The organism is Mycobacterium vicinigordonae, from assembly GCF_013466425.1.
GTDB classification, from domain to species: domain Bacteria; phylum Actinomycetota; class Actinomycetes; order Mycobacteriales; family Mycobacteriaceae; genus Mycobacterium; species Mycobacterium vicinigordonae.
The window spans coordinates 3823903-3849256 of sequence record NZ_CP059165.1 but is presented as its reverse complement, the minus strand read 5'-3'; the positions used below and the strand labels follow the sequence as shown (position 1 = coordinate 3849256).

The 25354-nt window shown below is 67.0% G+C and carries 23 protein-coding genes and 1 other RNA gene; 15 read left to right on the top strand and 9 right to left on the bottom strand.

Features of this window, described 5'->3' with window-relative positions:
* The first annotated feature begins 6 nt into the window (after positions 1–6).
* Together H0P51_RS17250 and H0P51_RS17245 are read left to right on the top strand one after the other, a co-directional pair.
* Positions 7–195 carry a hypothetical protein gene (locus H0P51_RS17250; protein WP_180919285.1) on the top strand — a complete coding sequence of 63 codons (189 nt, stop codon included), beginning with the start codon at positions 7–9 and terminating at the stop codon, positions 193–195.
* A gap of 10 nt (positions 196–205) precedes the next feature.
* Positions 206–1330: an epoxide hydrolase family protein gene (locus tag H0P51_RS17245; protein ID WP_180913995.1), complete on the top strand. Its 1125-nt coding sequence runs from the start codon at positions 206–208 to the stop codon at positions 1328–1330.
* Positions 1331–1431: 101 nt separating this feature from the next.
* Here the strand turns inward: H0P51_RS17245 and H0P51_RS17240 are convergent, their stop codons facing one another.
* Positions 1432–2247, bottom strand: a complete 816-nt coding sequence (locus tag H0P51_RS17240) for an oxygenase MpaB family protein (RefSeq protein ID WP_180913994.1) — start codon at positions 2245–2247, stop codon at positions 1432–1434.
* Positions 2248–2330: 83 nt separating this feature from the next.
* Between H0P51_RS17240 and H0P51_RS17235 the strand changes: the two genes are divergently transcribed.
* On the top strand, positions 2331–3251 hold the full coding sequence (locus H0P51_RS17235) for a cobalamin biosynthesis protein (protein ID WP_425489065.1): 921 nt from the start codon (positions 2331–2333) through the stop codon (positions 3249–3251).
* On the opposite strand, the gene H0P51_RS17230 is transcribed toward H0P51_RS17235, so the two are convergent.
* From H0P51_RS17230 to H0P51_RS17220, 3 genes are all read right to left on the bottom strand, one after another.
* Positions 3248–4102 (bottom strand): SURF1 family cytochrome oxidase biogenesis protein, encoded by an 855-nt coding sequence (locus H0P51_RS17230; RefSeq protein ID WP_180913992.1) that lies wholly within the window; start codon positions 4100–4102, stop codon positions 3248–3250. The genes H0P51_RS17235 and H0P51_RS17230 overlap by 4 nt on opposite strands.
* Positions 4102–4536, bottom strand: coding sequence for a low molecular weight protein-tyrosine-phosphatase (locus H0P51_RS17225; RefSeq protein ID WP_180919040.1), 435 nt, complete (start codon positions 4534–4536; stop codon positions 4102–4104). Before H0P51_RS17225 ends, H0P51_RS17230 begins: the two co-directional genes overlap by 1 nt.
* A gap of 97 nt (positions 4537–4633) precedes the next feature.
* Positions 4634–5275 (bottom strand): HAD hydrolase-like protein, encoded by a 642-nt coding sequence (locus H0P51_RS17220; RefSeq protein WP_180919039.1) that lies wholly within the window; start codon positions 5273–5275, stop codon positions 4634–4636.
* Positions 5276–5399: 124 nt separating this feature from the next.
* Between H0P51_RS17220 and cobC the strand changes: the two genes are divergently transcribed.
* Genes cobC through H0P51_RS17200 form a run of 4 tightly spaced genes read left to right on the top strand, consistent with a single transcriptional unit; the run spans position 5400 to position 9469 of the window.
* Positions 5400–6458: an Rv2231c family histidinol phosphate aminotransferase CobC gene (cobC, locus tag H0P51_RS17215; protein WP_180913991.1), complete on the top strand. Its 1059-nt coding sequence runs from the start codon at positions 5400–5402 to the stop codon at positions 6456–6458.
* The gene (locus H0P51_RS17210) at positions 6455–7585 is read left to right on the top strand and encodes a Nif3-like dinuclear metal center hexameric protein (protein ID WP_180913990.1); all 1131 of its coding nucleotides are present in this window, start codon (positions 6455–6457) and stop codon (positions 7583–7585) included. Before cobC ends, H0P51_RS17210 begins: the two co-directional genes overlap by 4 nt.
* A 22-nt stretch (positions 7586–7607) precedes the next feature.
* Positions 7608–8345: a zinc ribbon domain-containing protein gene (locus tag H0P51_RS17205; protein WP_180913989.1), complete on the top strand. Its 738-nt coding sequence runs from the start codon at positions 7608–7610 to the stop codon at positions 8343–8345.
* Positions 8342–9469 carry a bifunctional RNase H/acid phosphatase gene (locus tag H0P51_RS17200; RefSeq protein WP_180913988.1) on the top strand — a complete coding sequence of 376 codons (1128 nt, stop codon included), beginning with the start codon at positions 8342–8344 and terminating at the stop codon, positions 9467–9469. The genes H0P51_RS17205 and H0P51_RS17200 overlap by 4 nt, the downstream gene beginning before the upstream one ends.
* Before the next feature lie 38 nt (positions 9470–9507).
* Here the strand turns inward: H0P51_RS17200 and H0P51_RS17195 are convergent, their stop codons facing one another.
* On the bottom strand, positions 9508–10056 hold the full coding sequence (locus H0P51_RS17195; RefSeq protein WP_180913987.1) for a hypothetical protein: 549 nt from the start codon (positions 10054–10056) through the stop codon (positions 9508–9510).
* Positions 10057–10158: 102 nt separating this feature from the next.
* On the opposite strand from H0P51_RS17195, the gene rnpB reads away from it, so the two are divergent.
* Positions 10159–10558: RNase P RNA component class A (gene rnpB / locus H0P51_RS17190), an RNA gene on the top strand.
* A 14-nt stretch (positions 10559–10572) separates the two neighbouring features.
* On the opposite strand, the gene H0P51_RS17185 is transcribed toward rnpB, so the two are convergent.
* Both H0P51_RS17185 and panB read right to left on the bottom strand, forming a co-directional pair.
* Complete coding sequence (locus tag H0P51_RS17185; protein ID WP_180913986.1) at positions 10573–12180, bottom strand: CYTH and CHAD domain-containing protein; 1608 nt, start codon at positions 12178–12180, stop codon at positions 10573–10575.
* Between the two features lie 93 nt (positions 12181–12273).
* Positions 12274–13119, bottom strand: a complete 846-nt coding sequence (gene panB / locus H0P51_RS17180) for a 3-methyl-2-oxobutanoate hydroxymethyltransferase (RefSeq protein ID WP_180913985.1) — start codon at positions 13117–13119, stop codon at positions 12274–12276.
* Positions 13120–13309: 190 nt separating this feature from the next.
* On the opposite strand from panB, the gene H0P51_RS17175 reads away from it, so the two are divergent.
* The 6 genes from H0P51_RS17175 to H0P51_RS17150 all read left to right on the top strand — a co-directional run bounded on the left by H0P51_RS17175 (position 13310) and on the right by H0P51_RS17150 (position 22677).
* Complete coding sequence (locus H0P51_RS17175; protein WP_180919038.1) at positions 13310–14869, top strand: alpha/beta hydrolase; 1560 nt, start codon at positions 13310–13312, stop codon at positions 14867–14869.
* 245 nt (positions 14870–15114) lie between these two features.
* Positions 15115–16680, top strand: a complete 1566-nt coding sequence (locus H0P51_RS17170; protein ID WP_180919037.1) for an alpha/beta hydrolase — start codon at positions 15115–15117, stop codon at positions 16678–16680.
* Between the two features lie 68 nt (positions 16681–16748).
* The gene (locus tag H0P51_RS17165) at positions 16749–18089 is read left to right on the top strand and encodes a glutamine synthetase family protein (protein WP_180913984.1); all 1341 of its coding nucleotides are present in this window, start codon (positions 16749–16751) and stop codon (positions 18087–18089) included.
* A gap of 57 nt (positions 18090–18146) precedes the next feature.
* On the top strand, positions 18147–21179 hold the full coding sequence (locus tag H0P51_RS17160) for a bifunctional [glutamine synthetase] adenylyltransferase/[glutamine synthetase]-adenylyl-L-tyrosine phosphorylase (protein ID WP_180913983.1): 3033 nt from the start codon (positions 18147–18149) through the stop codon (positions 21177–21179).
* Positions 21176–21820 (top strand): PaaI family thioesterase, encoded by a 645-nt coding sequence (locus H0P51_RS17155; RefSeq protein ID WP_180913982.1) that lies wholly within the window; start codon positions 21176–21178, stop codon positions 21818–21820. Before H0P51_RS17160 ends, H0P51_RS17155 begins: the two co-directional genes overlap by 4 nt.
* Positions 21817–22677 carry a TIGR03619 family F420-dependent LLM class oxidoreductase gene (locus H0P51_RS17150; RefSeq protein WP_180913981.1) on the top strand — a complete coding sequence of 287 codons (861 nt, stop codon included), beginning with the start codon at positions 21817–21819 and terminating at the stop codon, positions 22675–22677. The genes H0P51_RS17155 and H0P51_RS17150 overlap by 4 nt, the downstream gene beginning before the upstream one ends.
* Positions 22678–22817: 140 nt before the next feature.
* On the opposite strand, the gene glnA is transcribed toward H0P51_RS17150, so the two are convergent.
* Positions 22818–24254 (bottom strand): type I glutamate--ammonia ligase, encoded by a 1437-nt coding sequence (gene glnA, locus H0P51_RS17145; protein WP_180913980.1) that lies wholly within the window; start codon positions 24252–24254, stop codon positions 22818–22820.
* Positions 24255–24433: 179 nt separating this feature from the next.
* On the opposite strand from glnA, the gene H0P51_RS17140 reads away from it, so the two are divergent.
* The gene (locus tag H0P51_RS17140; RefSeq protein ID WP_180913979.1) at positions 24434–24859 is read left to right on the top strand and encodes an RDD family protein; all 426 of its coding nucleotides are present in this window, start codon (positions 24434–24436) and stop codon (positions 24857–24859) included.
* Here the strand turns inward: H0P51_RS17140 and H0P51_RS17135 are convergent.
* A complete protein-coding gene (locus tag H0P51_RS17135; protein WP_180913978.1) occupies positions 24856–25188 on the bottom strand; it encodes a PE family protein in 333 nt (110 codons plus the stop codon). The two genes, H0P51_RS17140 and H0P51_RS17135, sit on opposite strands and share 4 nt — an antisense overlap.
* Positions 25189–25354 lie beyond the last annotated feature (166 nt).

The window sequence follows — 25354 nt, the reverse complement described above, 5'->3', positions numbered from 1 at the left end:
GTGGGCGTGAGCGACCTACCTAGCTCGTCGAGCAGCAGCGCACGCCAGACGTCGGGACCGCCGGTGCGGCCGTTGTCGTCGGATCAGCAACCGGCGACCAAGGCCGACCTGTACGCCGCGGTGGACGCGATGCGCGCTGACATGCGCCAACTGCTTGAACAGATCAGCACCCTGATCAAGGACGCCCAGAAGTAGGGTCGAGCGGGTGAAGCCGTTTCGCATCGACGTCCCCGACGAAGTCCTCGACGACCTGCGCTCCCGGCTGGCCCGGACCCGCTGGCCCGAAGCCGAATGCGTGGACGACTGGAGCCAGGGCATCCCATTGCGCTACACCCGCGACCTGGCTGCTTACTGGGCTAACGAGTACAACTGGCGCGCAAGGGAATCCGCGCTAAACCGGTTCGACCACTTCATCGACCAATTCGACGGCTTGGACATCCATTTCATCCACCAGCGATCCCCACACCAGGGCGCCTTCCCGCTGCTGATCACCCACGGTTGGCCCGGCTCGATCGTGGAGTTCCACAAGGTGATCGAGCCGCTGACCAACCCCACCGCCTATGGCGGTCGCGCCGAGGACGCCTTCCACGTGGTGTGCCCGTCGCTGCCCGGCTATGGCTTCTCCGGAAAGCCGGGCCGCACCGGCTGGGGCGTGCAGAAGATCGCCCTGGTGTGGGAGGAGCTGATGGGACGGCTGGGCTACGAGCGCTACGGCGCCCAGGGAGGCGACTGGGGTGCGGCCGTCACGACCCAGATCGGGCGCAACGGCGGAAACTGCGCGGCGATCCACCTGAACATGCCGCTGGGCAGGCCGACCCCCGAAACGCTGGCCAACCCCACCCCGGAGGAACAGGTGGCGCTGGCCGCGTTAGCTGAGCACCGCAAGAGCGGCACCGGGTACTCCAAGCAGCAGTCGACGCGACCGCAGACGCTGGGCTACGGCCTGGTCGATTCGCCGGTCGGGCAGCTGGCCTGGATAGTGGAGAAGTTCTGGGCGTGGATGGACTGCGACGGCCACCCGGAAAACGTGGTGACGCGAGACGAGTTGCTGGACAACGTGATGCTGTATTGGGTGACCGAGACGGCAGCGTCATCGGCCCGGCTGTACTGGGAGAGCTTCAAAGTGTGGGGTGATACCTCCCGCGTCGAATTACCGACCGGCGTCGCGTCTTTCCCGAAAGAGGTACTCCCTGCCCCGCGGTCCTGGTGCGAGCCGAACTACAACATCACGCACTGGACCACGATGCCGCGGGGCGGGCATTTCGCCGCGTGGGAGCAGCCGGATCTGTTCGTTGAGGATGTGCGAAAGTTCTTCAACGCGATGCGCTGAAAAGCTCGCGCCGACTGTGAACGAGGCGGCGCGACACGCCGAGTTTGCGTCGGGAATGTCACGCTCGGGCGCAAAAGAAAGGCAACGGAAGGGGGAGAGGCTTAGACGATGCGCCAGCCGCGCCGCGCACGAAACCTCATGTCCCACAGGTAAAGCTGATACAGGAAGATCCAGAAGCCATTGGGGATCACCCGGTCGGCCAGCCGCATCGCCGTCAAGAGCAGCTCAAACCGGCGCTGCTGGGACTCCGACCACTCCAGGTTCATCATCGCCCGGAACTCCGGGGCCAGAAACCCTGCCGTCGCAAAGAGATTGAAGCGCCCTGCCGACGCGCGCACCGGCCACGGCAGGAATGCCATGGACGCCACCCCGCGCAGATGCTCCCGCACCGGCGGATCGATATTCAGTTCGTCGAGGGACCGCTTCCAATACTCGTCGAAGGCGATCCGGTCCGGCGGCCACATGCGGTCAGGCACCTGCAGCGTGGTGCCCAGCTTCTTGGCGTCCTGATACACGGCATCGGCGCTGGCGTCGTCGAGCGGGCCGTGCAGGAACTCGTGTTGCTCCACGAAGTAGCGGTACAAGCACGCCGCCACCCACAGCTGCAACTTCGGGTCGAAGGCGTTGTAGGACAACGGGCTTGACGCCGTGGACCGCACCTGCCGGTGTACGGTGTCGACGGCACCGCGGATGAGTTTGCGATCGGACTCGGTTCCGACGGTCGCCACCGCCAGGTATGTCCCGGTGGTGCGGGCCCGCTTGAACGGGTGCTTGTAGACGTTGCCGCTGTCCACCGGGCTCTCCAGCACGCCATAACCGACCCCCGGCAGAGACAGCTGCATGATGACGTTTGCCGCCGGCATCAGCAGGGCCAACGGGTTCAACAGGTCGGCGACTCTGGACGCAGGCCGCTTCATTGCGGATCCTTTCCCATTCACCGAGTAGATCACGGATGAGTCGGCCAGAGAATATGCCACCGATATGAGAGGCTGCCGAGGTGTTGTCGGCACGGCAGTCCGCGATCGTCGGGGTCGTGGTCGGATATCTGGCCGATCTCATCTTCGCCGACCCGCAACGTGGCCACCCGGTGGCGGTGTTCGGTGCGGCGGCGGCACGGCTGGAACGGTTCACCTATCGCGACGCTAAGGTGGCCGGCGTGCTGCATGTGGGTCTGCTGGCGGGCGCGGCGGGTCTGCTCGGCGCGATGCTGCAGCGCACGGCCGGTCGTGGGCCGGCAACGGCCATCGCCACCTGGGTTGCGCTGGGCGGAACCACGCTGGCGCGCACCGGTTCTCGGATGGCCGATCTGCTCGACGTCGGAGACCTCGTGGGCGCCCGACGGCTGCTGCCGTCACTGTGTGGGCGTGATCCGGCGGTTCTGGACGAAACCGGGCTGAACCGAGCGGCACTAGAGTCGGTGGCCGAGAACACCTCCGATGCGGAGGTCGCGCCGCTGCTGTGGGCGGCGATCGGCGGGGCGCCCGCGGTGCTGGCCTACCGCGCGGTGAACACCCTGGACGCAATGGTGGGGTACCGATCGCCGCGATACCTGAAATTCGGTTGGGCCGCAGCACGATTGGACGATTTGGTGAATTTCACCGGCGCCCGGTTCGCGGCGTTGCTGGTGGTCGGGTGTGCGCCGCTGGTCGGCGGTTCTGCGTTGGGCGCGACAACGGCCTGGCGCCGCGATGCCGCGCGGCATCCCAGTCCCAACGCGGGCGTCGTCGAGGCGGCATTCGCCGGGGCCCTGGGCGTACGCCTAGGTGGCCCGACCCAGTATCGGCATGAGCTGCAGATCCGGCCGACGCTGGGTGCCGGCAGGCAGCCCACGGTCAACGACCTGCGTCGTGCGGTGCGGTTGTCGCGGGCGGTGCAGGGCGCCGCTGTCTTGGTCGTTGCGGGTGCGATCCCGCGGCGCTAGCGACGGCGACCGTACCGGTCGGCCAATTTGTCCTCGACAGATTTCTCCGCAGGCGGCGGAGCTGGCCGCTCGCCGGGTGCGCTGGCCGGTGGCTGTTGCTTCTCCTTGCGCCGCGCCCGCAGCTCGGCGTAGACGAAATACCCCAACGCGCTGGGTGCCACCACGCCGAACAGAATCCACTGGATGCCGTAGGACAGGAACGGCCCGGCATCCAGATGCGGCAGCCCGATCAAGCCCAGCCCGCCGGGTTGGTCCTCGACCAACTGCAGATATGAACTCGCTAGCGGCACCCTGGTCAATGCCGAAACCTGTTCGGTGCTGACCGAATACACCTGTTGGTAGCCGTCTCTAGTGAACGGCTCCTTGCCCGACACCGCTGGCTCGGAGTCGCGCAGGTGCGCGGTAATGGTCACGGTCTGACTCGGCGGCGGCGAGATCTGGGGAACGTGCGAACCCGGCTCGGGCCGTACGTATCCGCGGTCGACGAGCACGGTCGGCCCGTCGTCCACGGCGAACGGTGCCAGCACCTCGAAAGCCTGCTCGCCCTCGACCACCCGCAGCCGGGCCAGCACGTGTACGTCCGGAAGGTAGTGCCCGGTGGCCGTCACCCGGCGCCACTGGGCGTCGGGAGCGGATGAATTCTGTTGCGGCAAAAATGTTTTCAGCGGGACGGGTGGGGTGTTCAGCGAGTCCGTGATCTGCTGATTCTCCCGGGACGTCCTGGTGTTCTTGCCCAGCTGCCACGGAGCGAGCACGGTGAAGCACAGGTAGGTGAACGCGATGCACACCAGCCACAGGGCGATCCACCCCGGCCGCAGCAGGAATCCCAGACGCGGAACCCTGCGCGCCATCAACCCGAGCCGTTCTGTGCGAGTTGCAGGTCGACCCAGTCGTGCAGGCCGGGCAGCGCGGCCTCGATGACCACGAAGGTCTCCACGAAGTCCGCGTCGTCGCCGTAGTAAGGGTCCTCGACATCCGGGGCGAATGCCCCCGAGCGCGGATCGAACGAGCGCAGCATCCGCACCCGGCCCTCCTCGACTCCCAGCTCGCGCAGCATCCGGGCATGGTTGCGTCCCAGTGCCACCACCAGATCCGCGGTCAGGTGGTCGTCATCGAGTTGGGTAGCGCGGTGCTCGGTGGGGTAGCCGCGCTCACGCAGCACCTGCGTGGCGCGCCGATCAGCCCCCTCTCCCGCGTGCCAGTTGCCGGTGCCGGCGCTGGTGACCCGGACGACGTCGCCAAGGCCACGCTGCTGAATCTGATGGGCGAACATCTTCTCTGCCATCGGCGACCGGCAGATGTTCCCCGAGCAGACGAAGGTCACGTGCAGCTGTCGCTGGTGACCGCCGTTTGGCGGCCCGCCGAGGAGCGGCGGATTTGGCTCAGACACCTAAAGTCCTCCGCAGCTCGTCGATCGTCGCGACGTGGCGCACGCCACTGCCGTCGGTGTCGGGAAAGTCGGCGCGGCCGTAGCCCCAGCCGACCACCACCGTGTCGATACCGTGCGCGGCCGCGCCGTCGACATCGTGGCTGCGGTCGCCGATCATCAGCACCCGCTCGGGCAGCGGCTCCAGCTGCGTTAGCGCATGGCCGAGTACCTCAGCCTTGGACGCGCGCGAGCCGTCGGGACATGCACCCGCGATGACCTCGAAGTGCTGGTCCAGCCCGAAGTGGGCAAGGATCCGCCGCGCGGTCGGCTCCAATTTGGAGGTCGCCACCGCCAGTCGCACACCGGCGCCTTGCAGGTCAGCCAGCAGCGGCGCGATGCCGTCGAACAGCGTGTTCATCGCCCAGCCGCGGCTGCCGTATTCGGCCCGGTAGGCCGCCACCGCCTCGTCCACCCGGCCGTTGAGCTCCATCGCGCGCAACGTCTCGTCCATCGGGGGGCCGACGATCATGGTGGCCAGGTCGCCGTCTGGGATCGTGGCGCCGATGTGGGTGAGCGCATGCCGAAAACTGGCCACGATCCCGGCCGCCGAATCCGTCAGCGTGCCGTCGAGGTCGAAGATCACCAGCTGCGGCATCTCGTCCGCGATTGAGCCCGTCACGCTCCTATTGTCGTCGACGCAGGCCCGCCGTCTGCGTCGTGGTACCGCTCGCGGTGCGCCGGATTCCTGGTGTGCCTGCGGGCGCACTAATGTTCCAGTGATGGCAAGTCCGGATCAGCACGCGTCGACTCGCCTTGCGCTGGCGCGCTATCACGGCGATCAAGACGTCGTGCCCGGCATGCTGAATTTCGCCGTCAACGTTCGACACGCACAGCCGCCGTCGTGGCTGCTCGAACGGCTGGCGGCTCGACTGCCCGACCTGGCCCGCTATCCCAGCGCCGCCGACGTGCGGGCCGCCCAGCAGGCGGCCGCCGCGCGACACGCACGGACCTGCGACGAAGTGCTGCCGCTGGCCGGTGCCGCGGAGGGGTTCGCGTTGCTGGCCAATTTGCGTCCGCGACGCGCGGCGCTGATCGCACCCGGATTCACCGAGCCCGAGGTCGCGTTGAGCGCGGCCGGTATCCCGGTGCGCCAGGTGGTACTGCCCCCGCCGTTCACCCTGGACGGGGCGCGGGTGCCAGAGGACGCCGACCTGGTGGTGGTGGGGAATCCGACCAACCCGACGTCGGTGCTGCACACCCGCGAGCAGTTGCTGGCGCTGCGGCGGCCCGGACGCGTCCTCGTGGTCGACGAAGCATTCGCGGACTCGGTTCCCGGCGAACCGGAGTCGCTGGCCGGCGACGCGCTGCCCGACGTGCTGGTGCTGCGCAGCCTGACCAAGACGTGGGCCTTGGCCGGGCTGCGGGTGGGCTACGCGCTGGGCGCCCCAGACTTGCTGGCCCGGTTGACCTGCGCCCGCCCGCACTGGCCGGTAGGCACGCTGCAACTGGCCGCCATCGCGGCGTGCTGCGCGCCGCAGGCCGTCGCCGAGGCGGCCGCCGATGCAGAGCGATTGCTGGCGTTGCGCGCGGAGATGGTGGCCGGTCTACGTACCATCGGTTTGAGGGTGGTCGACGGACGGGCGCCGTTCGTACTGTTCCGTGCTGCCGAATCAACACGAAATCAATTGCGGGACAACGGGATTGCGGTACGCCGCTGCGATACCTTCGTCGGGCTGCAGGACGGGTACCTGCGCGCGGCGGTACGCCATGAATGGCCGCGGTTGGTCGAGGCGATCGCCAAAACCGGGGTATCGGTGCCCAGCGGGAGTTGCCGATGAGCGTGCGGCTGGCCGATGTCATCAGTGTGCTGGACGAGGCGTATCCGCCGCAACTGGCCGAGGCGTGGGACTCGGTCGGACTGGTGTGCGGGGACCCGGACGACGCGATCGAGTCGGTGACGGTCGCGGTCGACGCGACACCGGCCGTCGTCGACCAGGTGCCCGGCGGCGGCCTCTTGCTGGCGCACCATCCGCTGCTGCTGCGCGGCGTGGACACGGTGGCGGCGAGCACGCCCAAGGGGGCACTGATCCACCGGCTCATCCGTTCGGGCCGATCCCTGTTCACTGCGCACACCAACGCCGACTCGGCGGTGCCGGGGGTGTCCGACGCGCTGGCCCACGCGCTCGGGCTTACCGTGGAAGCCGTCTTGAACCGTTCGCCGGCCACCACCGACCTGGACAAGTGGGTCATCTACGTGCCGCAGCAGAACGCCGACGCCGTGCGCGAGGCGGTCTTCGCCGCGGGTGCCGGTCAGATCGGTGACTATTCGCACTGCAGTTGGAGCGTGACGGGAATCGGACAGTTCCTTGCGCTCGATGGGGCCAACCCGGCGATCGGCAGCATCGGCACTGTCGAAAGGGTGACCGAGGACCGCGTCGAGGTCGTCGCACCCGCGCACTCGCGGGCAGCGGTGCTGGCCGCAATGCGCCGCGCACATCACTACGAAGAGCCGGCCTTCGACGTCTTCACCATGGCGGCGCTGCCCGCTGACACCGGGCTCGGCCGCATCGGCACGCTGAGCCAACCCGAAACCCTGCGCGAGTTCGTCGCGCGCGTGGGCGCCGCGTTGCCGCCGACGTCATGGGGGGTACGCGCCGCGGGTGACCCCGACCAGTCGGTGTCGCGGGTCGCGGTATGCGGGGGAGCCGGCGACTCGCTCCTGGACGCGGTCGCCACCGCCGGGGTGCAGGCATACGTCACGTCCGACCTGCGACACCATCCGGCCGACGAGCATGTCCGGGCCTCCCAGGTGGCCTTGGTCGACGTGGCACATTGGGCTAGTGAATTCCCGTGGTGCGCTCAGGCGGCGGGGATGCTGAGATCGCGGTTTGGTGGGTCGCTGCGGGTGGGGATATCCACCCTGCGCACCGACCCGTGGAATCTGGGTACGGGGCACCAGTGCTGAGCAAGAGACCTGGAGATAATTGATGAAAGCCGAAGTGGCGCAGCAGCGTTCGCTCCTGGAACTGGCGACGTTGGATGCCGAGCTGTCTCGGATCGCGCATCGGGCCAACCATCTGCCGGCGCGGGAGGCCTACGAGCGGGTGCAGGGCGAGCACAATGCCGCCAGTGATCGGCTCGGGGCCGTGCGGATCGCGGTGGACGACATGGACGCCGAGGTGTCGCGTCTGGAGTCCGAGGTCGAGGCGGTGCGCAAGCGTGAGGACCGCGACCGGTCGCTGCTGGCCGCTGGCGCCGCCGACGCCAAACAGCAGGCCGACCTGCAGCACGAGTTGGAGACCCTGCAGCGGCGGCAGGCAAACCTGGAGGACTCGTTACTGGAGGTCATGGAACGCCGGGAGGAATTGCAGGCGCAGCAAGCCATTGAAGACACAGCCGTAGCAGCTCTGCAAGCCGACCTGGCCGACGCCCAACAGGCCCTCGACGCGGCCATGGCCGAGATCGACCAGACCCGCGCCGACCACAGCTCCCGCCGCGACGCACTAGTCGCGACGCTGAACCCAGACCTCGCGGCCCTCTACGAACGGCTGCGCGCCGGGGGTGGGCCGGGTGCCGGGCAGCTACAGGGGCATCGGTGCGGGGCTTGCCGGATCGAGATTGGTCGCAGCGAACTGGCCCAGATCACCTCGGCAGCCGAAGACGAGGTGCTGCGCTGCCCGGAATGTGGTGCGATCCTATTGCGAGTCAAGGACTTTGAGCGGTGAAAGTCGTCATCGAAGCCGACGGTGGCTCGCGGGGTAACCCCGGGCCCGCCGGCTACGGCGCGGTGGTGTTCAGCGCGGATCACCTGACGGTGCTGGCCGAGTCCAAGCAGGCCATCGGCCGAGCCACGAACAACGTCGCCGAGTACCGGGGTCTAATCGCCGGGCTGGACGACGCCGTGAAGATAGGCGCCACCGAGGTGTCGGTCCTGATGGACTCCAAGCTGGTGATCGAGCAGATGTCGGGGCGCTGGAAGGTCAAACACCCCGATCTGGTCGAGCTGCACGCTCAGGCGCAAGCACTGGCATCGCGGTTTCGCCGGATCAGCTATTCATGGATTCCCCGCGAGCAGAACGCGTTCGCCGACCGGCTGGCCAACGAGGCCATGGACGCGGCGGCCCAGACCGACCGCCGGATCGACAAGGTCTCGGTGCCGCTCAACGAATCCGCCCGTAAGGCGGCGGCGCAGACTCCGGCCGACACCACCACCGGGCCGGGTTGGACCGGCGCGCGCGGCACCCCGACCAGGCTGTTGCTGTTGCGACACGGGCAGACCGAGTTCTCGGCGCAGCGCCGCTACTCCGGTCGAGGTGACCCGCCGCTGAACGAAGTCGGTTGGCGCCAAGCGGGTTTGGCGGCACGCTACCTGAACCAACGCCGCGGGATTGCCGCGGTGATCTCCTCTCCGTTGCAGCGCGCTCACGACACCGCGACGACGGCGGCCCGGGCGCTCGGCCTTGAGGTGACGGTCGACGAAGACCTCATCGAGACGGACTTTGGGGCGTGGGAAGGGTTGACCTTCGCCGAGGCCGCCGCGCGCGACCCCGAACTGCACCGCCGCTGGCTCTACGACACCGGCACACTCCCGCCGGGCGGAGAGAGCTTCGACGACGTGCTACGCCGGGTCCGTCGTGGGCGCGATCGCATCATCGCCGCGCACGGCGGCGAAAACGTGCTGGTGGTCTCGCATGTCACACCGATCAAGTTGCTGCTGCGGATGGCGCTGGATGCGGGCTCGGGAATGCTGTACCGGCTCCATCTGGACCTGGCCTCGCTGAGTATCGCCGAGTTCTACCCCGACGGAGCGTCCTCGGTGCGTCTGGTCAACCAGACGGCGTATCTCTGAGCCGATCGCGGGGGGCGGAAACTAGGCGCGGGCTACGACTAGAAGACCCAGCTGCCCTGGGAGGAGATAACGAAGCCGTGCCGTTGGTCGCCGTCGACCAGCTCACACGCCGTCATCGTTGCGTCCACGCCGCACGTCTGTACCGGCCCGTCCGTATAGATCAACTTGCTGTGCGGGGGCAACAACTTGTAATCCTGGGCACTTAGTGGCCGCCCGGTCACGCCGGGGCCAGCGGGGATGGCGTCCATTGCGGACGGATTGACATTCGTAAAGGAGGCGCCGTCTGTGCTGACACCGGGGAGATAACTCAATCCGACGTGGTTGTACTCGGTGCCGGGCAGAGCTCCCCAGCAATCCAGATACGCCCCGTTTTGTTTGTGCACGAATGCCATTCGGCACCGGTAGCCGGCCGGAGTTGCGAATTGCACTCCCGACGTCATGTAGGCCTGATAGTTCCGGTAATCGGCCGCGTCGACCGCGCTATAGAAGCTGAGACTCGGAAACTGGTCTGGATCCGCGGTTGCGGGGGCAGCGAAAGTCGGCAGCGCGGCGGCGACCAACAGCCCAACCAATAGAGGCGACCTCACGGATCTCAGTATCCGGATCGACCCCAGCGGCCGCTACCGACTGACCAGTGCGAATCCAGGCTGGCCCCCATTTCCCCGTGCGGGTACCGTGTTCGACGCGGACGAGTTGGCTGGGCGGCCGCGGCTCAACCTTGAGTCGAGGAAAGTCCGGACTTCACAGAGCAGGGTGATTGCTAACGGCAATCCGAGGTGACTCGCGGGAAAGTGCCACAGAAAACAGACCGCCACCCTCGTGGTGGTAAGGGTGAAACGGTGCGGTAAGAGCGCACCAGCATCCCGGGTGACCGGGGTGGCTAGGCAAACCCCACCCGAAGCAAGGCCAAGAAGGCCGCACTACAAGTGCGGTCGCGCAGACGCTTGAGGGTTGCTCGCCCGAGTCTGCGGGTAGGCCGCTCGAGGCACCCGGCAACGGTGTGTCCAGATGGATGGTCGCCGCCGTGCCGCCGCTGGTTAACGCCGCGGCGGTGGGGAACAGAATCCGGCTTACAGGCCAACTCGCCCGCCCTTCGGCCATCCTCAGTGCCGGTCGGCGCGCACCGCCTTGTCGAGTTTGCGCAGTGCCGAGTCGAGCTGTAAACGGCTGCTGTCGGCCAGATCGCTCTCCTGTTGGTAGAGCAATCCGTAGGTGAAGGTGTCTTCGCCGGCGGCGTGCGCGACGTCGGTTTGGGACAGCAGATGTTCGCGGCTGACCGCGCTGTCCTGATGGTCACCGAGCAACGTTTGAATGGCTTTGGCCTGTTGCGCGACCCGGTTCGCGCCGGTGGCGGCTGCGGTGTAACGCAATCGCTTGGCACGCTTACGGATTGCGTGCAGGGCTTCGTCGGCATCGGGAATCTCGCCTGTGCCTGTGCCTGTGCCTGTGCCTGTGCCTGTGCCTGTGCCCGTGCCCGTGCCCGTGCCGTCGCCAGCGTAGGCGGCGGCCTTCTCAGCAGCCAGTGCCTTCTTCGCTGCTTTGCGGAGCCCCCGGTACGCCGCGTCGATCGTCACCGGCGCCGGTTCCGCACCCGACACGGCGACGGCCTGCGCCGCCACCATCGCGTCGAGCGCGTCGAGCAGCCGGAAGTAGCGCTTGGACCGCATGGCAGCCAGCGAGCGCCGCAGCCCCGCTTGGTAGCGGCGCTGGGCGCCGTCGACCAGGCGTTCCCACACCGGTCCGCGCACCAACGCGGCGTCCAGATCCTTCAAGGCTCGCTCGTAGCGCTCGCCGAGCACCTCGGCGTCGCGGGCCATCCCCAGCACACCGGCGAGCTCACGCAGCTCGTCGAGCAGCCCGTCGTCGTCGACCAATCCGAATGATTCCCGAGATTCCTTGAGCAGGCTGCGGATCTTGCGCGTGGTCACCCGCATTTGGTGCACCGAATCGTAGACGTCGGCGCGCACAGCGCGATCCCACACCAGCAGTTCCTCGACGTGCTGAGCTACCGCACGATGAACCGGGTTCGTCGGCTTAGGGGTCGGCGCGGGCCGGGCCGTTGAACCCAGCACCTTGGCCAGCTTCGAGCCGTGCGCGGCCGGTGCCGCACCGGCATCCAACAGCCGGTTGCTGAGCCGGTCGAGCAACTCGGTACTGCCGTTGCTGTTCGAATCGGCTTCGCGCAACTCGAGTTCCCACTCGCGCCACTGTTGCTCGGCGGGCACCGAATCGTCGTCGGCGTCTGCGGCTGACCAGGCCGTCACGTGGTCGTTGCAGAACTCGGCCACCGCCGCGCCGTCCGCGCCATACAGAACCTGGACCTCACGTCGGGTGGTGATGCGCGCGACGGGCTCAATCGGGCGGTCGCGAACGATCGCCAGCACCACGTCCAGCAACTCGGGCGGCACGGTACCGGAGTCCGACGCGTCGAGGGCAGCGTGGATCTCGGTGCGGGTGTCGGGACCGGATGGCAACTTCAGATGCCAGCCGGCGTCCGAACCGCCGGTCCGGCGGCGCAACGTGATCCGGTTGCGGGCCAGATCCTGCCCGGGGGTGTCGAAGTACACCGCGTCCAGCTCCTGGGTAGGCGACTTCTCGACTCGGGCCACCGCTGCGATGCCATCGAATGACGGCGACACCGTCGACTCCACCACGTCGAACTTGCGCTCGACCTCCAGATGTCGCGCCGGCTTTGGCGCCTTTGTGGGCATCTTTTCTCCGGGAGAGCGCGCGGATCAGGGGTCGCCCATAGCGTGCCACACCAAAATTACCGACCCGGCCCAGGACTGTACGGCGCCGAGCGCTTAGAAGCAGTGCTCGTCAGCCGGGAATACCCCGCTGGCCACTTCCTCAGCGTATTGCGTCGCGGCGCGGCGCAATTCACCTCCCACGTCGGCGAACCGCTTGACGAACCGGGCAGCCTTGCCGCTGCTCATCCCGGCCATGTCCTGCCAGACCAGCACCTGGCCGTCGCAGTTGGGTCCAGCTCCGATGCCCACTGTCGGGATGGTCAGCTTTCCGGTGATCTGGGTGGCCAGCTCGGCCGGCACCATCTCCATCACCACGGCGAACGCACCGGCTTCGGCGACCGCGATGGCGTCATGGATGGTCTGTTCGGCGGCGTCGCCCCGGCCCTGCACTTTGAACCCGCCGAGTGAGTTCACGCTCTGCGGCGTGAAGCCGATGTGGGCCATGACGGGAATGCCCGACGCGGTCAGACACGCGATCTGCTCGGCGACCCGCTCGCCGCCCTCCAGTTTGACGGCGTGCGCGCCGCCTTCCTTCATGAACCGGGTAGCGGAAGCCAGCGCGACCGCGGGCCCGCCTTCGTAGCTGCCGAACGGCAGGTCGGCGACCACCAGCGCGTGCGGTGCGCCCCGCACCACACCGCGGACCAGCGGGATCAGCTCGTCGATCGAGATTGGCACCGTGGTGTCGTAGCCATACACGACGTTGGCGGCGGAGTCGCCCACCAGCAGCACCGGGATGCCGGCTTCCTCGAAGACCCGCGCGGTCGAATAGTCATAAGCCGTCAGCATCCCCCACTTGTGGCCTTCGGCCTTCCATTTCTGCAGGTGATGGGTGCGCACCTTCGGTCGCGGAGCCGAAACAGCGGCAGAATTCGAACCATAGACGTTCTCAGACATCATTGTCCTAATTTGTTGGTCGGGTCGATCCTCGTGGCCCTGACGGGTCCCCGGGTTCGTCTGACCCCGTCATTCTGCCACCCGCTCTTTGCGGACGCATCGAGGTGTGAGAAACGCCATGGGATCGCGGTCGTTGATCGCCGACTCGGCCGCTGACCAGGATTCTGGATGCTCTCTGGCACGATTGGGAGCCATGTGCCTGACTCGCCGCGACAGGATCGCGCGCTTTCTGCTGGTCTGGACCGCGCTGGCCGCCGTGGTGCCGGCGTTGGCGGGCTGCGTCCGCGTAGTCGCCGGGCGGGCGCACATGGCCGAGCCGAGGCTGGGTCAGCCGGTGGTGTGGACGCCGTGCCGCAGCTCGAATCCGAACGCGAAGATTCCGGGCAACGCCATGTGCGGCAAGCTCGCCGTGCCTGTTGACTATTCCCACCCCGATACCGGTGTGGCCTCACTAGCTCTGATCAGGTTCCCGGCCAGCGGGGACAAAATCGGTTCGCTGGTGATCAATCCCGGGGGCCCCGGCGAGTCTGGGATCGAAGCGGCACTGGGCATCTTCTCCTCGCTGCCCAAACGCGTCCACGAACGGTTCGACCTGGTGGGCTTCGACCCGCGCGGCGTTGCGAATTCCCGCCCGGCGATCTGGTGCAACTCCGACGCCGACAACGACCGGCTGCGGACCGAACCGAACGTCGACTACAGCCAGGCCGGCGTGGAACGCATGGAGAACGAGACCAAGCAGTTCGTGCAGCGTTGCGTCGACAAAATGGGCAAAGATTTCCTGGCCAATGTCGGGACGGTCAACGTCGCCAAGGATCTTGACGAGATCCGCAAGGCGTTGGGCGACGCCAAACTGACCTTCCTGGGCTACTCGTACGGCACCCGCATCGGCTCGGCGTACGCGGAGGCTTTCCCACAGAACGTGCGGTCGATGATCCTGGACGGTGCGGTGGACCCCAACGCCGATCCGATCGAAGCAGATCTGCGCCAGGCCAAGGGATTTCAGGACGCGTTCAACGACTATGCCGCCGATTGCGCCAAGGACGCGAGTTGCCCGCTGGGCAACGATCCGACAAAAGCCGTCGAGGTCTACCACGATCTGGTCGACCCGCTGGTCGACCCGGACAACCTGCAGGTGGGCCGGCCAGCGAAGACCAAGGATCCGCGCGGGCTGAGCTACAGCGACGCGATCGTCGGCACCATCATGGCGTTGTACTCACCGAACTTGTGGCACCACCTGACCGACGGCCTCAAGGAACTGGCCGACGAACACCGCGGTGACACCATGCTGGCGCTAGCCGACATGTACATGCGCCGCGATTCGCACGGTCACTACAACAACTCCACCGACTCGCGGGTCGCCATCAATTGCGTGGACCAGCCGCCAATCACTGACCGCGCGAAGGTCGTCGACGAGGATCGCCGCTCGCGTGAGCTCGCACCGTTCATGAGTTATGGCAAGTTCACCGGATTCGCGCCGCTGGGAACCTGCGCGTTCTGGCCGGTGCCGCCGACCAGCCGCCCGCATCTGGTCAACGCGCCCGGGTTGCCGCCGACCATCGTCGTCTCGACCACTCACGACCCCGCGACGCCGTACCAAGCCGGCGTGGACCTCGCCAGCCAGCTGCACGGTTCGCTGCTGACCTTCAATGGAACCCAGCACACCGTGGTGTTCCAGGGCAACAACTGCATCGACGAACACATCACCGCCTACCTGATCAACGGCACCGCGCCGCCCAGCGGCGCGACATGCTGATCGGCTGAATCCCCGTCGCACGGCGCGGCACCGCGCCCGCGCCGAGTGTGAATCGCGCGACGCTCTACCGGCGCGTCGCGTCGTGGATTTCACTTTCGCCGGGGGCCTGCGGCATCGGCTGGGTGGGTCCCGGGCCGGCGTCGCGGCCTGGTTTAGGGCGTTGTGCTGGGCGGGGTTTGGAGCAGCGGATTCGAGACCAAGGAGTAATCGTTTCGCGTCCAACCGCACCGCCGGAAAGTGAGACGATTTCGGCCATGTTGCGCCTGAGAACGGTGAGCTCGGCGCTGTTGTCGTTCGGACTGGTTATCTGCGGGCAGGCATCGCCGCTTGCCGCCGCGACTCCCGAACCCGATCCCGGAACCGGGCAGAACCAGATCCCCGCGGCTCCGGCCGCGACGGCGCAGCAGGGCTGGGGATCGTGCCGTGAATTCGTTGGAGACCTGACCGACCTGCCGTCCGCGCAATGCGCAACCGTGGCGGTACCCGTCGATTACGACAAACCGACTGGGGCACAAGCGAAGTTGGCGGTCATCCGGGTCCCGGCCAGCGGACAGCGGCTCGGGTCGCTGTTGTTCAACCCGGGCGGTCCCGGGGCGTCGGCGGTCGATCTGGTCGCCGGGATGGCAGCCAACCTCAGGGACACCGACATCGCCCGCCACTTCGATCTGGTTGGCTTCGACCCCCGGGGCGTCGGCCACTCGACTCCCGAGTTGCGCTGCCGCAGCGACGCGGAATTCGACGCCTACCGGCGCGACCCGATGGTGGACTACAGCCCGGCCGGGGTGGCCCAAATCGAGCAGGTGTACCGCCAGCTTGCCCAGCACTGCGCAGACCGGATGGGACAGGCGTTTCTAGCCAACATCGGCACCGCGTCGGCGGCCCGCGACATGGACATGGTGCGTCAAGCGCTGGGCGACGAGCAGATCAACTATCTCGGCTACAGCTACGGCACCGAACTGGGCACCGCGTACATCGAACGGTTCGCCCCGCACGTGCGGGCAATGGTGCTCGACGGCGCCATCGACCCGATGATCGGGCCGATCGACCAGACCATCAACCAGATGGCGGGCTTTCAGACCGCGTTCAACGACTACGCCGCCGACTGCGCCAGGTCGACGGCCTGCCCGCTGGGCACCGATCCGGCGCAATGGGTCAACCGCTACCACGCCTTGGTCGACCCGCTGGTGACAAAGCCGGGCAAGACGTCGGACCCGCGCGGCCTGAGCTATGCCGACGCCACCACCGGCACCATCAACGCGCTCTACACCCCGCAGCACTGGAAGTATTTGACCAGCGGCCTGCTGGGCCTGCAGCGCGGCACCGACGCCGGGGACCTACTGGTGCTGGCCGACGATTACAACGGCCGCGACAAGCAAGGGCACTACGACAACGGCCAGGATGCGTTCAACGCGATTCGATGCGTCGACGCGCCGACGCCCACCGACCCCGCGGCCTGGGTCGCGGCAGACCGGCGCCTGCGCGAAGTGGCCCCCTTCACCAGCTTCGGGCAGTTCACCGGATCGGCCCCCCGCGACATCTGCGCACTGTGGCCGGTGCCGCCGACCTCGACGCCACATGCCGCCGCACCCGCTCCCGCAGGCAGGGTCGTGGTGGTCTCCACTACCCACGACCCGGCGACTCCCTACCAGGCGGGCGTGGACCTGGCCCGCCAATTGGGCGGCTCGCTGATCTCCTTCGACGGAACGCAGCACACTGTCGTCTTCGACGGCAACAATTGCGTCGATGCCGCGGTGATGCGTTACTTCATGGATCTGACGCCGCCGCCGCCCAACCTGCGGTGCCGGGCTTAGCGCCTTCGCAACGTCCCTGGCGTGGCGTCTGTAACACCGATTTAACAGACCGTGCCTAGTGTGCGGGTATGGATCGGCAGAAGGAGTTTGTCCTCCGCACCCTGGAAGAGCGCGACATCCGCTTCGTTCGCCTCTGGTTCACTGACGTGCTGGGGTTTCTCAAATCGGTCGCGATCGCCCCGGCCGAACTCGAGGGCGCCTTCGAGGAGGGTATCGGCTTCGACGGATCCTCGATCGAGGGTTTCGCCAGGGTCTCGGAATCCGACACTGTGGCACATCCCGACCCGTCCACCTTCCAGGTGTTGCCATGGGCGACCAAGTCCGGCCAGTACCACTCCGCGCGGATGTTCTGCGACATCACCATGCCCGACGGATCGCCGTCGTGGGCCGACCCGCGGCACGTGCTGCGCCGTCAGCTGCAGAAGGCCAACGACCTCGGCTTCTCCTGCTACGTGCACCCCGAGATCGAGTTCTTCTTGCTGCAGCCCGGCGCCGAAGACGGCACCGAGCCCACTCCGATCGACAACGCCGGTTACTTCGACCAGGCGGTGCACGAGTCGGCGTCGAAATTTCGCCGGCATGCGATCGAGGCGCTGGAATTTATGGGCATCTCGGTGGAGTTCAGCCACCACGAGGGCGCGCCCGGCCAGCAGGAGATCGACCTGCGGTTCGCCGACGCGCTCTCGATGGCCGACAACGTGATGACCTTCCGCTACATCATGAAAGAGGTCGCGCTGGAAGAGGGGGTGCGGGCGACGTTCATGCCCAAGCCGTTCGGCCAGCACGCCGGTTCGGCGATGCACACCCACATGAGCCTGTTCGAGGGTGACGTCAACGCCTTCCACAGCGACGACGACCCACTGCAGCTCTCCGAGGTAGGCAAGTCCTTCATTGCCGGGATTCTCGAGCACGCCTCGGAGATCAGCGCGGTTACCAACCAATGGGTGAATTCCTACAAGCGGCTGGTGCATGGCGGCGAGGCGCCCACCGCGGCCTCCTGGGGCGCCGCCAACCGTTCGGCGCTGGTGCGGGTGCCGATGTACACGCCACACAAGACCTCGTCGCGACGAGTCGAGGTGCGCAGTCCAGACTCGGCGTGCAACCCCTACTTGGCGTTCGCGGTGTTGCTGGCCGCCGGACTACGTGGGGTAGAGAAGGGCTATGTGCTGGGCCCGCAAGCCGAGGACAACGTCTGGGACCTTACCCCCGAGGAACGCCGCACCATGGGCTACCGCGAGCTGCCGACCAGCCTGGACAACGCGCTGCGCGCCATGGAGTCCTCCGAGCTGGTCGCAGAAGCGTTGGGGGAGCACGTCTTTGACTTCTTCTTGCGCAACAAGCGCACGGAGTGGGCGAACTACCGCAGCCACGTGACTCCCTTCGAGTTGCGCTCGTATCTGTCGCTCTAGCGGGTTGCGCTACCGTCAGAGTCGTGGGCGCCACTCCTTCTCATCGCTTCGCTCTGCATGGCTTCGCTTCCTCAACGCTTCGCTCTGCATCGCCGGGGGGCCCGCGTCGTGACTAAGCCCGCGACGCAGCGACCGAAGTTGCCCAGCGTCGGCCGGCTCGGCCTGATGGACCGTCGTGCGGGCGACCAGCTCACCCAACTGGGGTGGGATCAACACGACGACCAGGCGCACGTCGACCTGCTGTGGTCGCTGTCGCGTGCCCCCGACGCCGACGCGGCGCTGCGCGCGCTGATCCGCCTGTCGGAGAACCCGGACACCGGATGGGACGAATTGAACGCGGCGCTGCTTAGCGAACGCAGCCTACGGGGGCGGCTCTTCGCGGTGCTGGGTTCGTCATTGGCGCTTGGCGATCATCTAGTCGCCAACCCGCAGTCCTGGAAACTATTGCGGGGCAACGTCAAACTGCCGAGCTGTGAGCAGCTGAACCGTAGCTTCGAGCGCTGTGTCGAGGAATCCTCCGGAGCGCCGGGCACGATCGTGCACCGATTGCAGGTGGTGTATCGAGACCAGTTACTGGTACTGGCCGCACTTGACCTGGCCCCCACCGTCGAGGACGAGCCGGTGTTGCCGTTCGTCACCGTCGGCGCCCACCTGTCCGATCTTGCCGACGCCGCGCTGGCGGCGGCGCTGCGAGTGGCCGAGGACACCGTCTGCGCCCAGCGGACCCCGCCGCGCCTGGCGGTCATCGCGATGGGCAAATGCGGTGCGCGAGAACTGAACTACGTCAGCGACGTCGACGTGATCTTCGTCGGCGAGAATGCCGACCCGGTCACCACCCGCGTCGCCGGCGAGATGATGCGAGTGGCGTCCGCGGCGTTCTTCGAGGTGGACGCGGGCTTGCGCCCGGAGGGCCGGCACGGCGAGCTGGTCCGTACCGTGGAATCCCACGTCGCCTACTACCAGCGCTGGGCCAAAACCTGGGAATTCCAGGCGCTGATGAAAGCCAGGGCTGCCGCCGGCGACGCAGAGCTCGCCCAGCGATACCTCGAGGCGCTGACGCCCATGGTGTGGACCGCCTGCGAGCGTGAGGATTTCGTGCCCGAGGTGCAGGCCATGCGCCGCCGAGTCGAGCAGCTGGTACCCGCCGAGGTCCGTGGCCGCGAACTCAAGCTCGGCAGCGGTGGGCTGCGCGACGTGGAGTTCGCCGCGCAGCTCCTGCAGCTTGTGCACGGCCGCAGCGACGAGTCGCTGCACGTGGCATCCACGGTCGACGCGCTTAGCGCGCTGGGCGAGGGCGGCTACATCGGGCGCGAGGACGCCGCGAACATGATCGCCTCGTATGAGTTCCTGCGCCTGCTCGAGCACCGGCTGCAGCTGCAGCGGCTCAAGCGCACCCACCTGCTGCCCGAGACCGACGACGAGGAGGGGGTGCGTTGGCTGGCCCGCGCTGCCCATATCCGCCCCGACGGCCGTCACGACGCCGCCGGTGTGCTGCGCGAAGAACTCAAGCACCAGAACGTGCGGGTGTCGCGGCTGCACGCCAAGCTCTTCTATCAGCCGCTGCTGGAGTCGATCGCGCCGGCGGGATTGGAAATCGCCGGACGCGGCATGACGTCGGAGGCCGCCGAACGTCAGCTCGCCGCGCTGGGTTATGAGGCCCCGCAGATCGCGCTGAAGCACATGTCGGCGTTGGTGAATCTGAGCGGCCGGCGCGGCCGGGTGCAGTCGGTGCTGCTGCCGCGGCTGCTGGACTGGCTGTCCTATGCCCCGGACCCGGACGGCGGCCTGCTCGCGTACCGCAAACTCAGCGAGGCGCTGGCCGCCCAAACCTGGTATCTGGCTACGCTGCGCGACAAACCGACGGTGGGCCGGCGGCTGATGCACGTACTTGGCACCTCGACATACGTGCCGGACCTGCTGATGCGCGCGCCGGAGGTCATCCAGTCCTACGGCGACGGGACGTCCGGTCCCAAGCTGCTTGAGTCCGACCCCGCGACGGTCGCTCGTGCGCTGGTCGCTTCGGCGAGCCGGCAGAGCGACCCGGCCCGGGCGATCGCCTCCGCGCGCACCCTGCGCCGCCGGGAACTGGCCCGCATCGGATCGGCGGATCTGCTCGGCATGCTCGAGGTCACCGAGGTGTGCGCCGCATTGACCTCCGTGTGGGTGGCGGTGCTGCAGGCCGCGCTCGATGCGGTGGTGCGGGCCGGTTTGCCCGCCGACGGCAGGGCACCGGCGGCGATCGCGGTGATCGGGATGGGCCGGTTGGGCGGCGCCGAGCTGGGCTACGGCTCGGACGCCGACGTGATGTTCGTGTGTCAGCCCGCCGAGGGCGTCGAGGATTCGGCGGCGGTGAAATGGGCGACGACGATCGCCGAACAGGTGCGCACGCAGCTGGGGACACCCAGCGTCGATCCGCCGCTGGAGGTCGATGCCAACCTGCGGCCCGAGGGGCGCAACGGGCCCTTGGTCCGCACTCTGGCGTCCTACGAGGCCTACTACGCGCAGTGGGCGCAGCCATGGGAGATCCAAGCGCTGTTGCGGGCGCACGCGGTCGCCGGTGACCAGGAGCTGGGTCAGCGTTTTCTGCTGATGATCGACAAGACTCGCTATCCGCCCAACGGGGTGTCGGCCGAGGCGGTGCAGGAGATTCGCCGGATCAAGGCCCGCATCGAATCCGAGCGGCTGCCGCGTGGCGCCGACCCCAATACCCACACCAAGCTGGGTCGCGGTGGACTGGCCGACATCGAGTGGACCGTGCAGCTGCTGCAGTTGCGGCACGCGCACGAGATCCCGGCCCTGCACAACACGTCGACGCTGCAGTCCCTGGACGTGATCGCCGAGCACGGGCTGGTCGCCGAGGACGAGGTGGACCTGCTGCGGCAAGCGTGGCTGACGGCCACCCGGGCGCGCAATGCGCTGGTGCTGGTGCGCGGCAAGCCCACCGATCAGCTGCCCGGCGGAGGCCGTCAGCTCAACGCGGTCGCGGTTGCTGCCGGCTGGCATAACGACGACGGCGGAGAATTCCTGGACAACTATCTACGGGTGACGCGACGGGCGAAAACCGTGGTACGCAAGGTGTTCGGCAGTTGACGCAGGATCCGGGCGCGCTCGCCGCGTTGTTCGAGGTGTTGAGTGCTGCCGAGGCCGATCGAGTGACGGGACTGTACGCGCCGCTGGCCGAAGCCGTCCGGGAACTCCTCGACGCCACCATTCGTACCGAGGTCGACGACGACGTCGTCACGCAGGCGCGCACAACCATTGAGGCGGTTACCGAGATGTTGCGGCAGCGTACCCGGCCCGTCGGGGTGAGCTACCGGGTAGACGGACGGCCGCTGCCGCTGGGTAATGCCGTTGTCGGTGCATGTAATCCGATCGCGCCGCCGCTGGTGGTCCGCCACGAGGGTGACGGCCGGTGCTGGGCAGAATTCGAGCTCGGTTCAGCGTACGAAGGTCCGCCGTCGCTGGTGCACGGAGGTGTCAGCGCTCTGATACTCGACCACATGCTCGGGGAGGCTGCCAGCGAGGGACTGTCCAAACCGCGTTTCACCGGAACCATCACGGTGAGATACCTGCGCGGCACGCCGCTGGGATCACTGCGCTGTGAAGCCTGGATCGATCGCAAGGAGGGCGTCAAAGTGTTTGCGCGCGGCAATATCTCGGATGCTAACGGCGTAACCGTGGAGTCTGAGGGCGTCTTCATCGAGCCGGCGTGGGCGCGGGACGGGCAATGAAGTTCTACGTCAGCATCGCCTTCCTGGACACTCCGGAGATCATCGAGATCGCCAAGGCCGCAGACGAACTCGGCTACGACGGCGTCGGGATCCCGGATCACGTTATCAACCTGGAAACGCTGCAGACGCCATACCCGTACACAAAGGACGGCCAGCGCCGGTGGCAGCCCTTCACCGACTGGCCCGACCCGTGGGTGCTCGTCGGCGCGCTTGCCCAGGTCACCACCCGGCTGAAGTTCGTCAATACGGTCTACATCCCGGCGATGCGCAATCCCTACTCAGCCGCCAAAGCGATTGGCACGGCAGCGGTTCTGGCGGCCGGTCGGGTGGAGCTGGGCATTGGCGTGGGCTGGTGCCGCGAAGAGTTCGAGCTGATGGGCGAGCAGTTCGCCGCCCGAGGAAAACGCACCGACGAGATGATCGCGTTGATGCGCGAGCTATGGTCGCCGGGCTGGACCGAATTCGACGGGCAGTTCTACCAGGCGCCTCGGCTGGAGATGCAGCCGACACCTCCGCCGATACCGGTGTACGTGGGAGGGCTCAGTGACATCGCGCTGGATCGCGCCGCCCGCTACGACGGCTGGATCGGGGACTTTATCAAGACCGAGGATGCCATCGAACGCATCGGTCGGCTGCGTCAGCTGCGCGCCCAAAACGGTTTGTCCATGCACGATTTCACCATCCTGACGCCGCTGACCGATGCCTATACCAAGGACCACTACCGGCGTGCTGAGGACGGCGGCATCACCGGCATCATCACCATGCCATGGATGTTCTACGCCGGGCCGAAAGCTTCGCTGGCGGAGAAGATCGAAGGTATGCGTCGTTTCCGTGACGACCTCGCGCTCGACGGCTGAGCCTGCGGTCAAGAGGAGCCACGGCACGTCCCAGGCTGCACAGCCAGCGATGGCCGGATAGCAGCAAACAGCCCGCCCGGCTGACCCCGGGCGGGCCGTTGCGTGCTTGCTTAGACGCCCCCAGGACGCCCTAGACGCCCTTAGACGTCGTAGTACAGCGCGAATTCGTAGGGGTGAGGCCGGATCTGAACCGGCAGGATCTCGTTCTCCCGCTTGAAGCTGATCCACGTCTCGATCAGGTCAGGCGTGAAGACACCGCCCTCAGTGAGGTACTCGTGGTCCTCTTCGAGCTTGTCGATCACCGCGGACAGCTGGACCGGCGCCTGCGGGATGTTAGCGGCCTCCTCGGGCGGCAGCTCGTAGAGGTCCTTGTCCACCGGGGCCTGCGGCTCGATCTTGTTCTTGATGCCGTCCAGGCCGGCCATCAGCATCGCCGCAAACGCGAGGTAGGGATTGCCCGACGAGTCGGGGCACCGGAACTCCAGCCGCTTGGCCTTCGGGTTGCTGCCGGTGATCGGGATACGCACGCACGCCGACCGGTTGCGCTGGCTGTAGACCAGGTTGATCGGGGCCTCGTAGCCGGGCACCAGCCGCTTGTAGGAGTTCACCGTGGGGTTGGTGAATGCCAGCAGCGACGGAGCGTGGTGCAGCAGGCCGCCGATGTAGTAGCGCGCGGTGTCCGACAGGCCGGCGTAGCCGGTCTCGTCGTACATCAGCGGGCTGCCGTCTTTCCACAGCGACTGGTGTGTGTGCATGCCGGACCCGTTGTCGCCGAACAGCGGCTTGGGCATGAACGTGACGGTCTTGCCCTCGGCCCACGCGGTGTTCTTGACGATGTACTTGTAGAGCATCATGTCGTCGGCCGCATGCAGCAGCGTGTTGAACTTGTAGTTGATCTCGGCCTGACCGCCGGTACCGACCTCGTGGTGGCCTTTCTCCAGGCTGAACCCGGCCTTGATCAGGTTCTGCAGCATCTTGTCGCGCAGGTCGACGTAGTGGTCGACCGGCGCCACCGGGAAGTAACCGCCTTTGGGACGCACTTTGTAGCCGCGGTTGGGGCTGCCGTCGGCCTCGTTCGGCGAGCCAGTGTTCCACCAACCCGAGATCGCATCGACCTCGTAGAAGGAGCCGTTGGTGGTGGAGTCGAAGCTCACCGAGTCGAAGATGTAGAACTCGGCCTCGGCCCCAAAGTACGCGGTGTCCGCGATCCCGGTGCTGATCAGGTAGTTCTCCGCCTTACGGGCCACGTTGCGCGGGTCGCGCGAGTAGGGCTCGAGGGTGAACGGGTCGTGCACGAAGAAGTTCAGGTTCAGCGTCTTTGCTTCCCGGAACAGGTCGATCTGCGCGGTCTCGGTGTCCGGCAGCAGCAGCATGTCGGACTCGTGGATCGACTGGAACCCGCGGATTGACGAGCCGTCGAAGGCCAGGCCGTCCTCGAAGACGCTTTCGTCGAAGAAAGAGATCGGGATGGTGAAGTGCTGCATCACTCCAGGCAGGTCGCAGAAACGGACGTCGACAAACTCGACGTTTTCGTCTTTGGCAAGTTTGAAGACGTCGTCGGGCGTCTTTTCCGTCACAGAAGGCTCCTTTACTCGGTGATTCGCGGCCGACGCTAGGGAGCTGATGTTGCCAGGCGGTCAAGCCCGTGTTGCGCCGACGTTACGTACCACGGCGGCGGCAAGGGAACCCGGTGCGATGCCGGGCTCTATTGTGAGGCCATGGCCCGCAAGATCGTAACTGGTGCCCGGTCGTGCCAATGACGCGGGAATCAAGTCCGGATTATCCGGGGGAAAAGCTGGGCCTCCCGCAGACCGGGCCGGGGTCACTGGCCCCGATGGGCGGCAGGCTGTCGGCGCTGTTGATCGACTGGCTGATCGCCTATGGGCTGGTGGCGCTGGCATTCCGGTTCGGTGGCATTTCCGAGGCTGCGCTGGCGTCGGCCATTCCGCTGCTGTGGCTGGTGCTGGGCGCGGTCTCGGTGCGCTTGTTCGGCTTCACGCCGGGCCAGTTGGCATTGGGGCTTCAGGTGGGCGCGGTGGACGGCCGACTGCCAATCGGCATCGGGCGGGCACTGGTGCGCGGCATATTGATCTTCCTGGTGGTGCCACCGCTGTTCACCGATCCCGACGGGCGCGGGCTGCAGGATCTGGTGACCAAGACGGCTGTGTTGCGGCGCCGCTAGGGGTTGCCCGGGCCGCCCAATAGATCCAGCGTCCCCACCAGGGAGGCATTGGCCGCCTCGGCGCCGCCATAGCTGGTGGCGCCGCTGTTCAGCAGGCGCACGAACTGCTCGTGGAAGGCCGTCGCCTCGGTACTCAGTGAGCAGTACCGCTGGCCGTGCCCGTTGAACACCGCTACGACGGCGGCCGACACCTCGTCGGCGCCCGCGGCCGACAGCGCCGTCGTCGGGCTTGCCGCCGCTGCGTTGGCGGCGTGGACGGCCGACCCGAGGTCGGCCAGAGTCGACGCCGCGCTCGCCACGGTTTCCGGTGTCACGCTCACGTGCGACATGTTTTTCTCCCACCGTCGAGCCTGCTGGTAACTCGCGTCAAAGTACGGGAGATGACGCCGAATCTCATGGCAATTTGCCAAATCGTTATAGAAGCCCCTTCGGCTATTCCGATAATTGTGAATTGCGTTTACGCCGCTGCCCTAAATCGCCCGTCAAATTGCTTCT

What these genes read in the sequence shown, in the direction of transcription:
- H0P51_RS17165 (WP_180913984.1), top strand. Translation starts at nt 16,749, where the DNA reads ATGGATCGGCAGAAGGAGTTTGTCCTCCGCACCCTGGAAGAGCGCGAC.
- H0P51_RS17230 (WP_180913992.1), bottom strand. Translation starts at nt 4,102, where the DNA reads ATGGCGCGCAGGGTTCCGCGTCTGGGATTCCTGCTGCGGCCGGGGTGG.
- H0P51_RS17210 (WP_180913990.1), top strand. Translation starts at nt 6,455, where the DNA reads ATGAGCGTGCGGCTGGCCGATGTCATCAGTGTGCTGGACGAGGCGTAT.
- H0P51_RS17240 (WP_180913994.1), bottom strand. Translation starts at nt 2,247, where the DNA reads ATGAAGCGGCCTGCGTCCAGAGTCGCCGACCTGTTGAACCCGTTGGCC.
- H0P51_RS17225 (WP_180919040.1), bottom strand. Translation starts at nt 4,536, where the DNA reads ATGGCAGAGAAGATGTTCGCCCATCAGATTCAGCAGCGTGGCCTTGGC.
- H0P51_RS17150 (WP_180913981.1), top strand. Translation starts at nt 21,817, where the DNA reads ATGAAGTTCTACGTCAGCATCGCCTTCCTGGACACTCCGGAGATCATC.
- H0P51_RS17160 (WP_180913983.1), top strand. Translation starts at nt 18,147, where the DNA reads ATGGCTTCGCTTCCTCAACGCTTCGCTCTGCATCGCCGGGGGGCCCGC.
- H0P51_RS17135 (WP_180913978.1), bottom strand. Translation starts at nt 25,188, where the DNA reads ATGTCGCACGTGAGCGTGACACCGGAAACCGTGGCGAGCGCGGCGTCG.
- H0P51_RS17185 (WP_180913986.1), bottom strand. Translation starts at nt 12,180, where the DNA reads ATGCCCACAAAGGCGCCAAAGCCGGCGCGACATCTGGAGGTCGAGCGC.
- H0P51_RS17175 (WP_180919038.1), top strand. Translation starts at nt 13,310, where the DNA reads ATGTGCCTGACTCGCCGCGACAGGATCGCGCGCTTTCTGCTGGTCTGG.
- panB (WP_180913985.1), bottom strand. Translation starts at nt 13,119, where the DNA reads ATGATGTCTGAGAACGTCTATGGTTCGAATTCTGCCGCTGTTTCGGCT.
- cobC (WP_180913991.1), top strand. Translation starts at nt 5,400, where the DNA reads ATGGCAAGTCCGGATCAGCACGCGTCGACTCGCCTTGCGCTGGCGCGC.
- H0P51_RS17205 (WP_180913989.1), top strand. Translation starts at nt 7,608, where the DNA reads ATGAAAGCCGAAGTGGCGCAGCAGCGTTCGCTCCTGGAACTGGCGACG.
- H0P51_RS17220 (WP_180919039.1), bottom strand. Translation starts at nt 5,275, where the DNA reads ATGCCGCAGCTGGTGATCTTCGACCTCGACGGCACGCTGACGGATTCG.
- H0P51_RS17140 (WP_180913979.1), top strand. Translation starts at nt 24,434, where the DNA reads ATGACGCGGGAATCAAGTCCGGATTATCCGGGGGAAAAGCTGGGCCTC.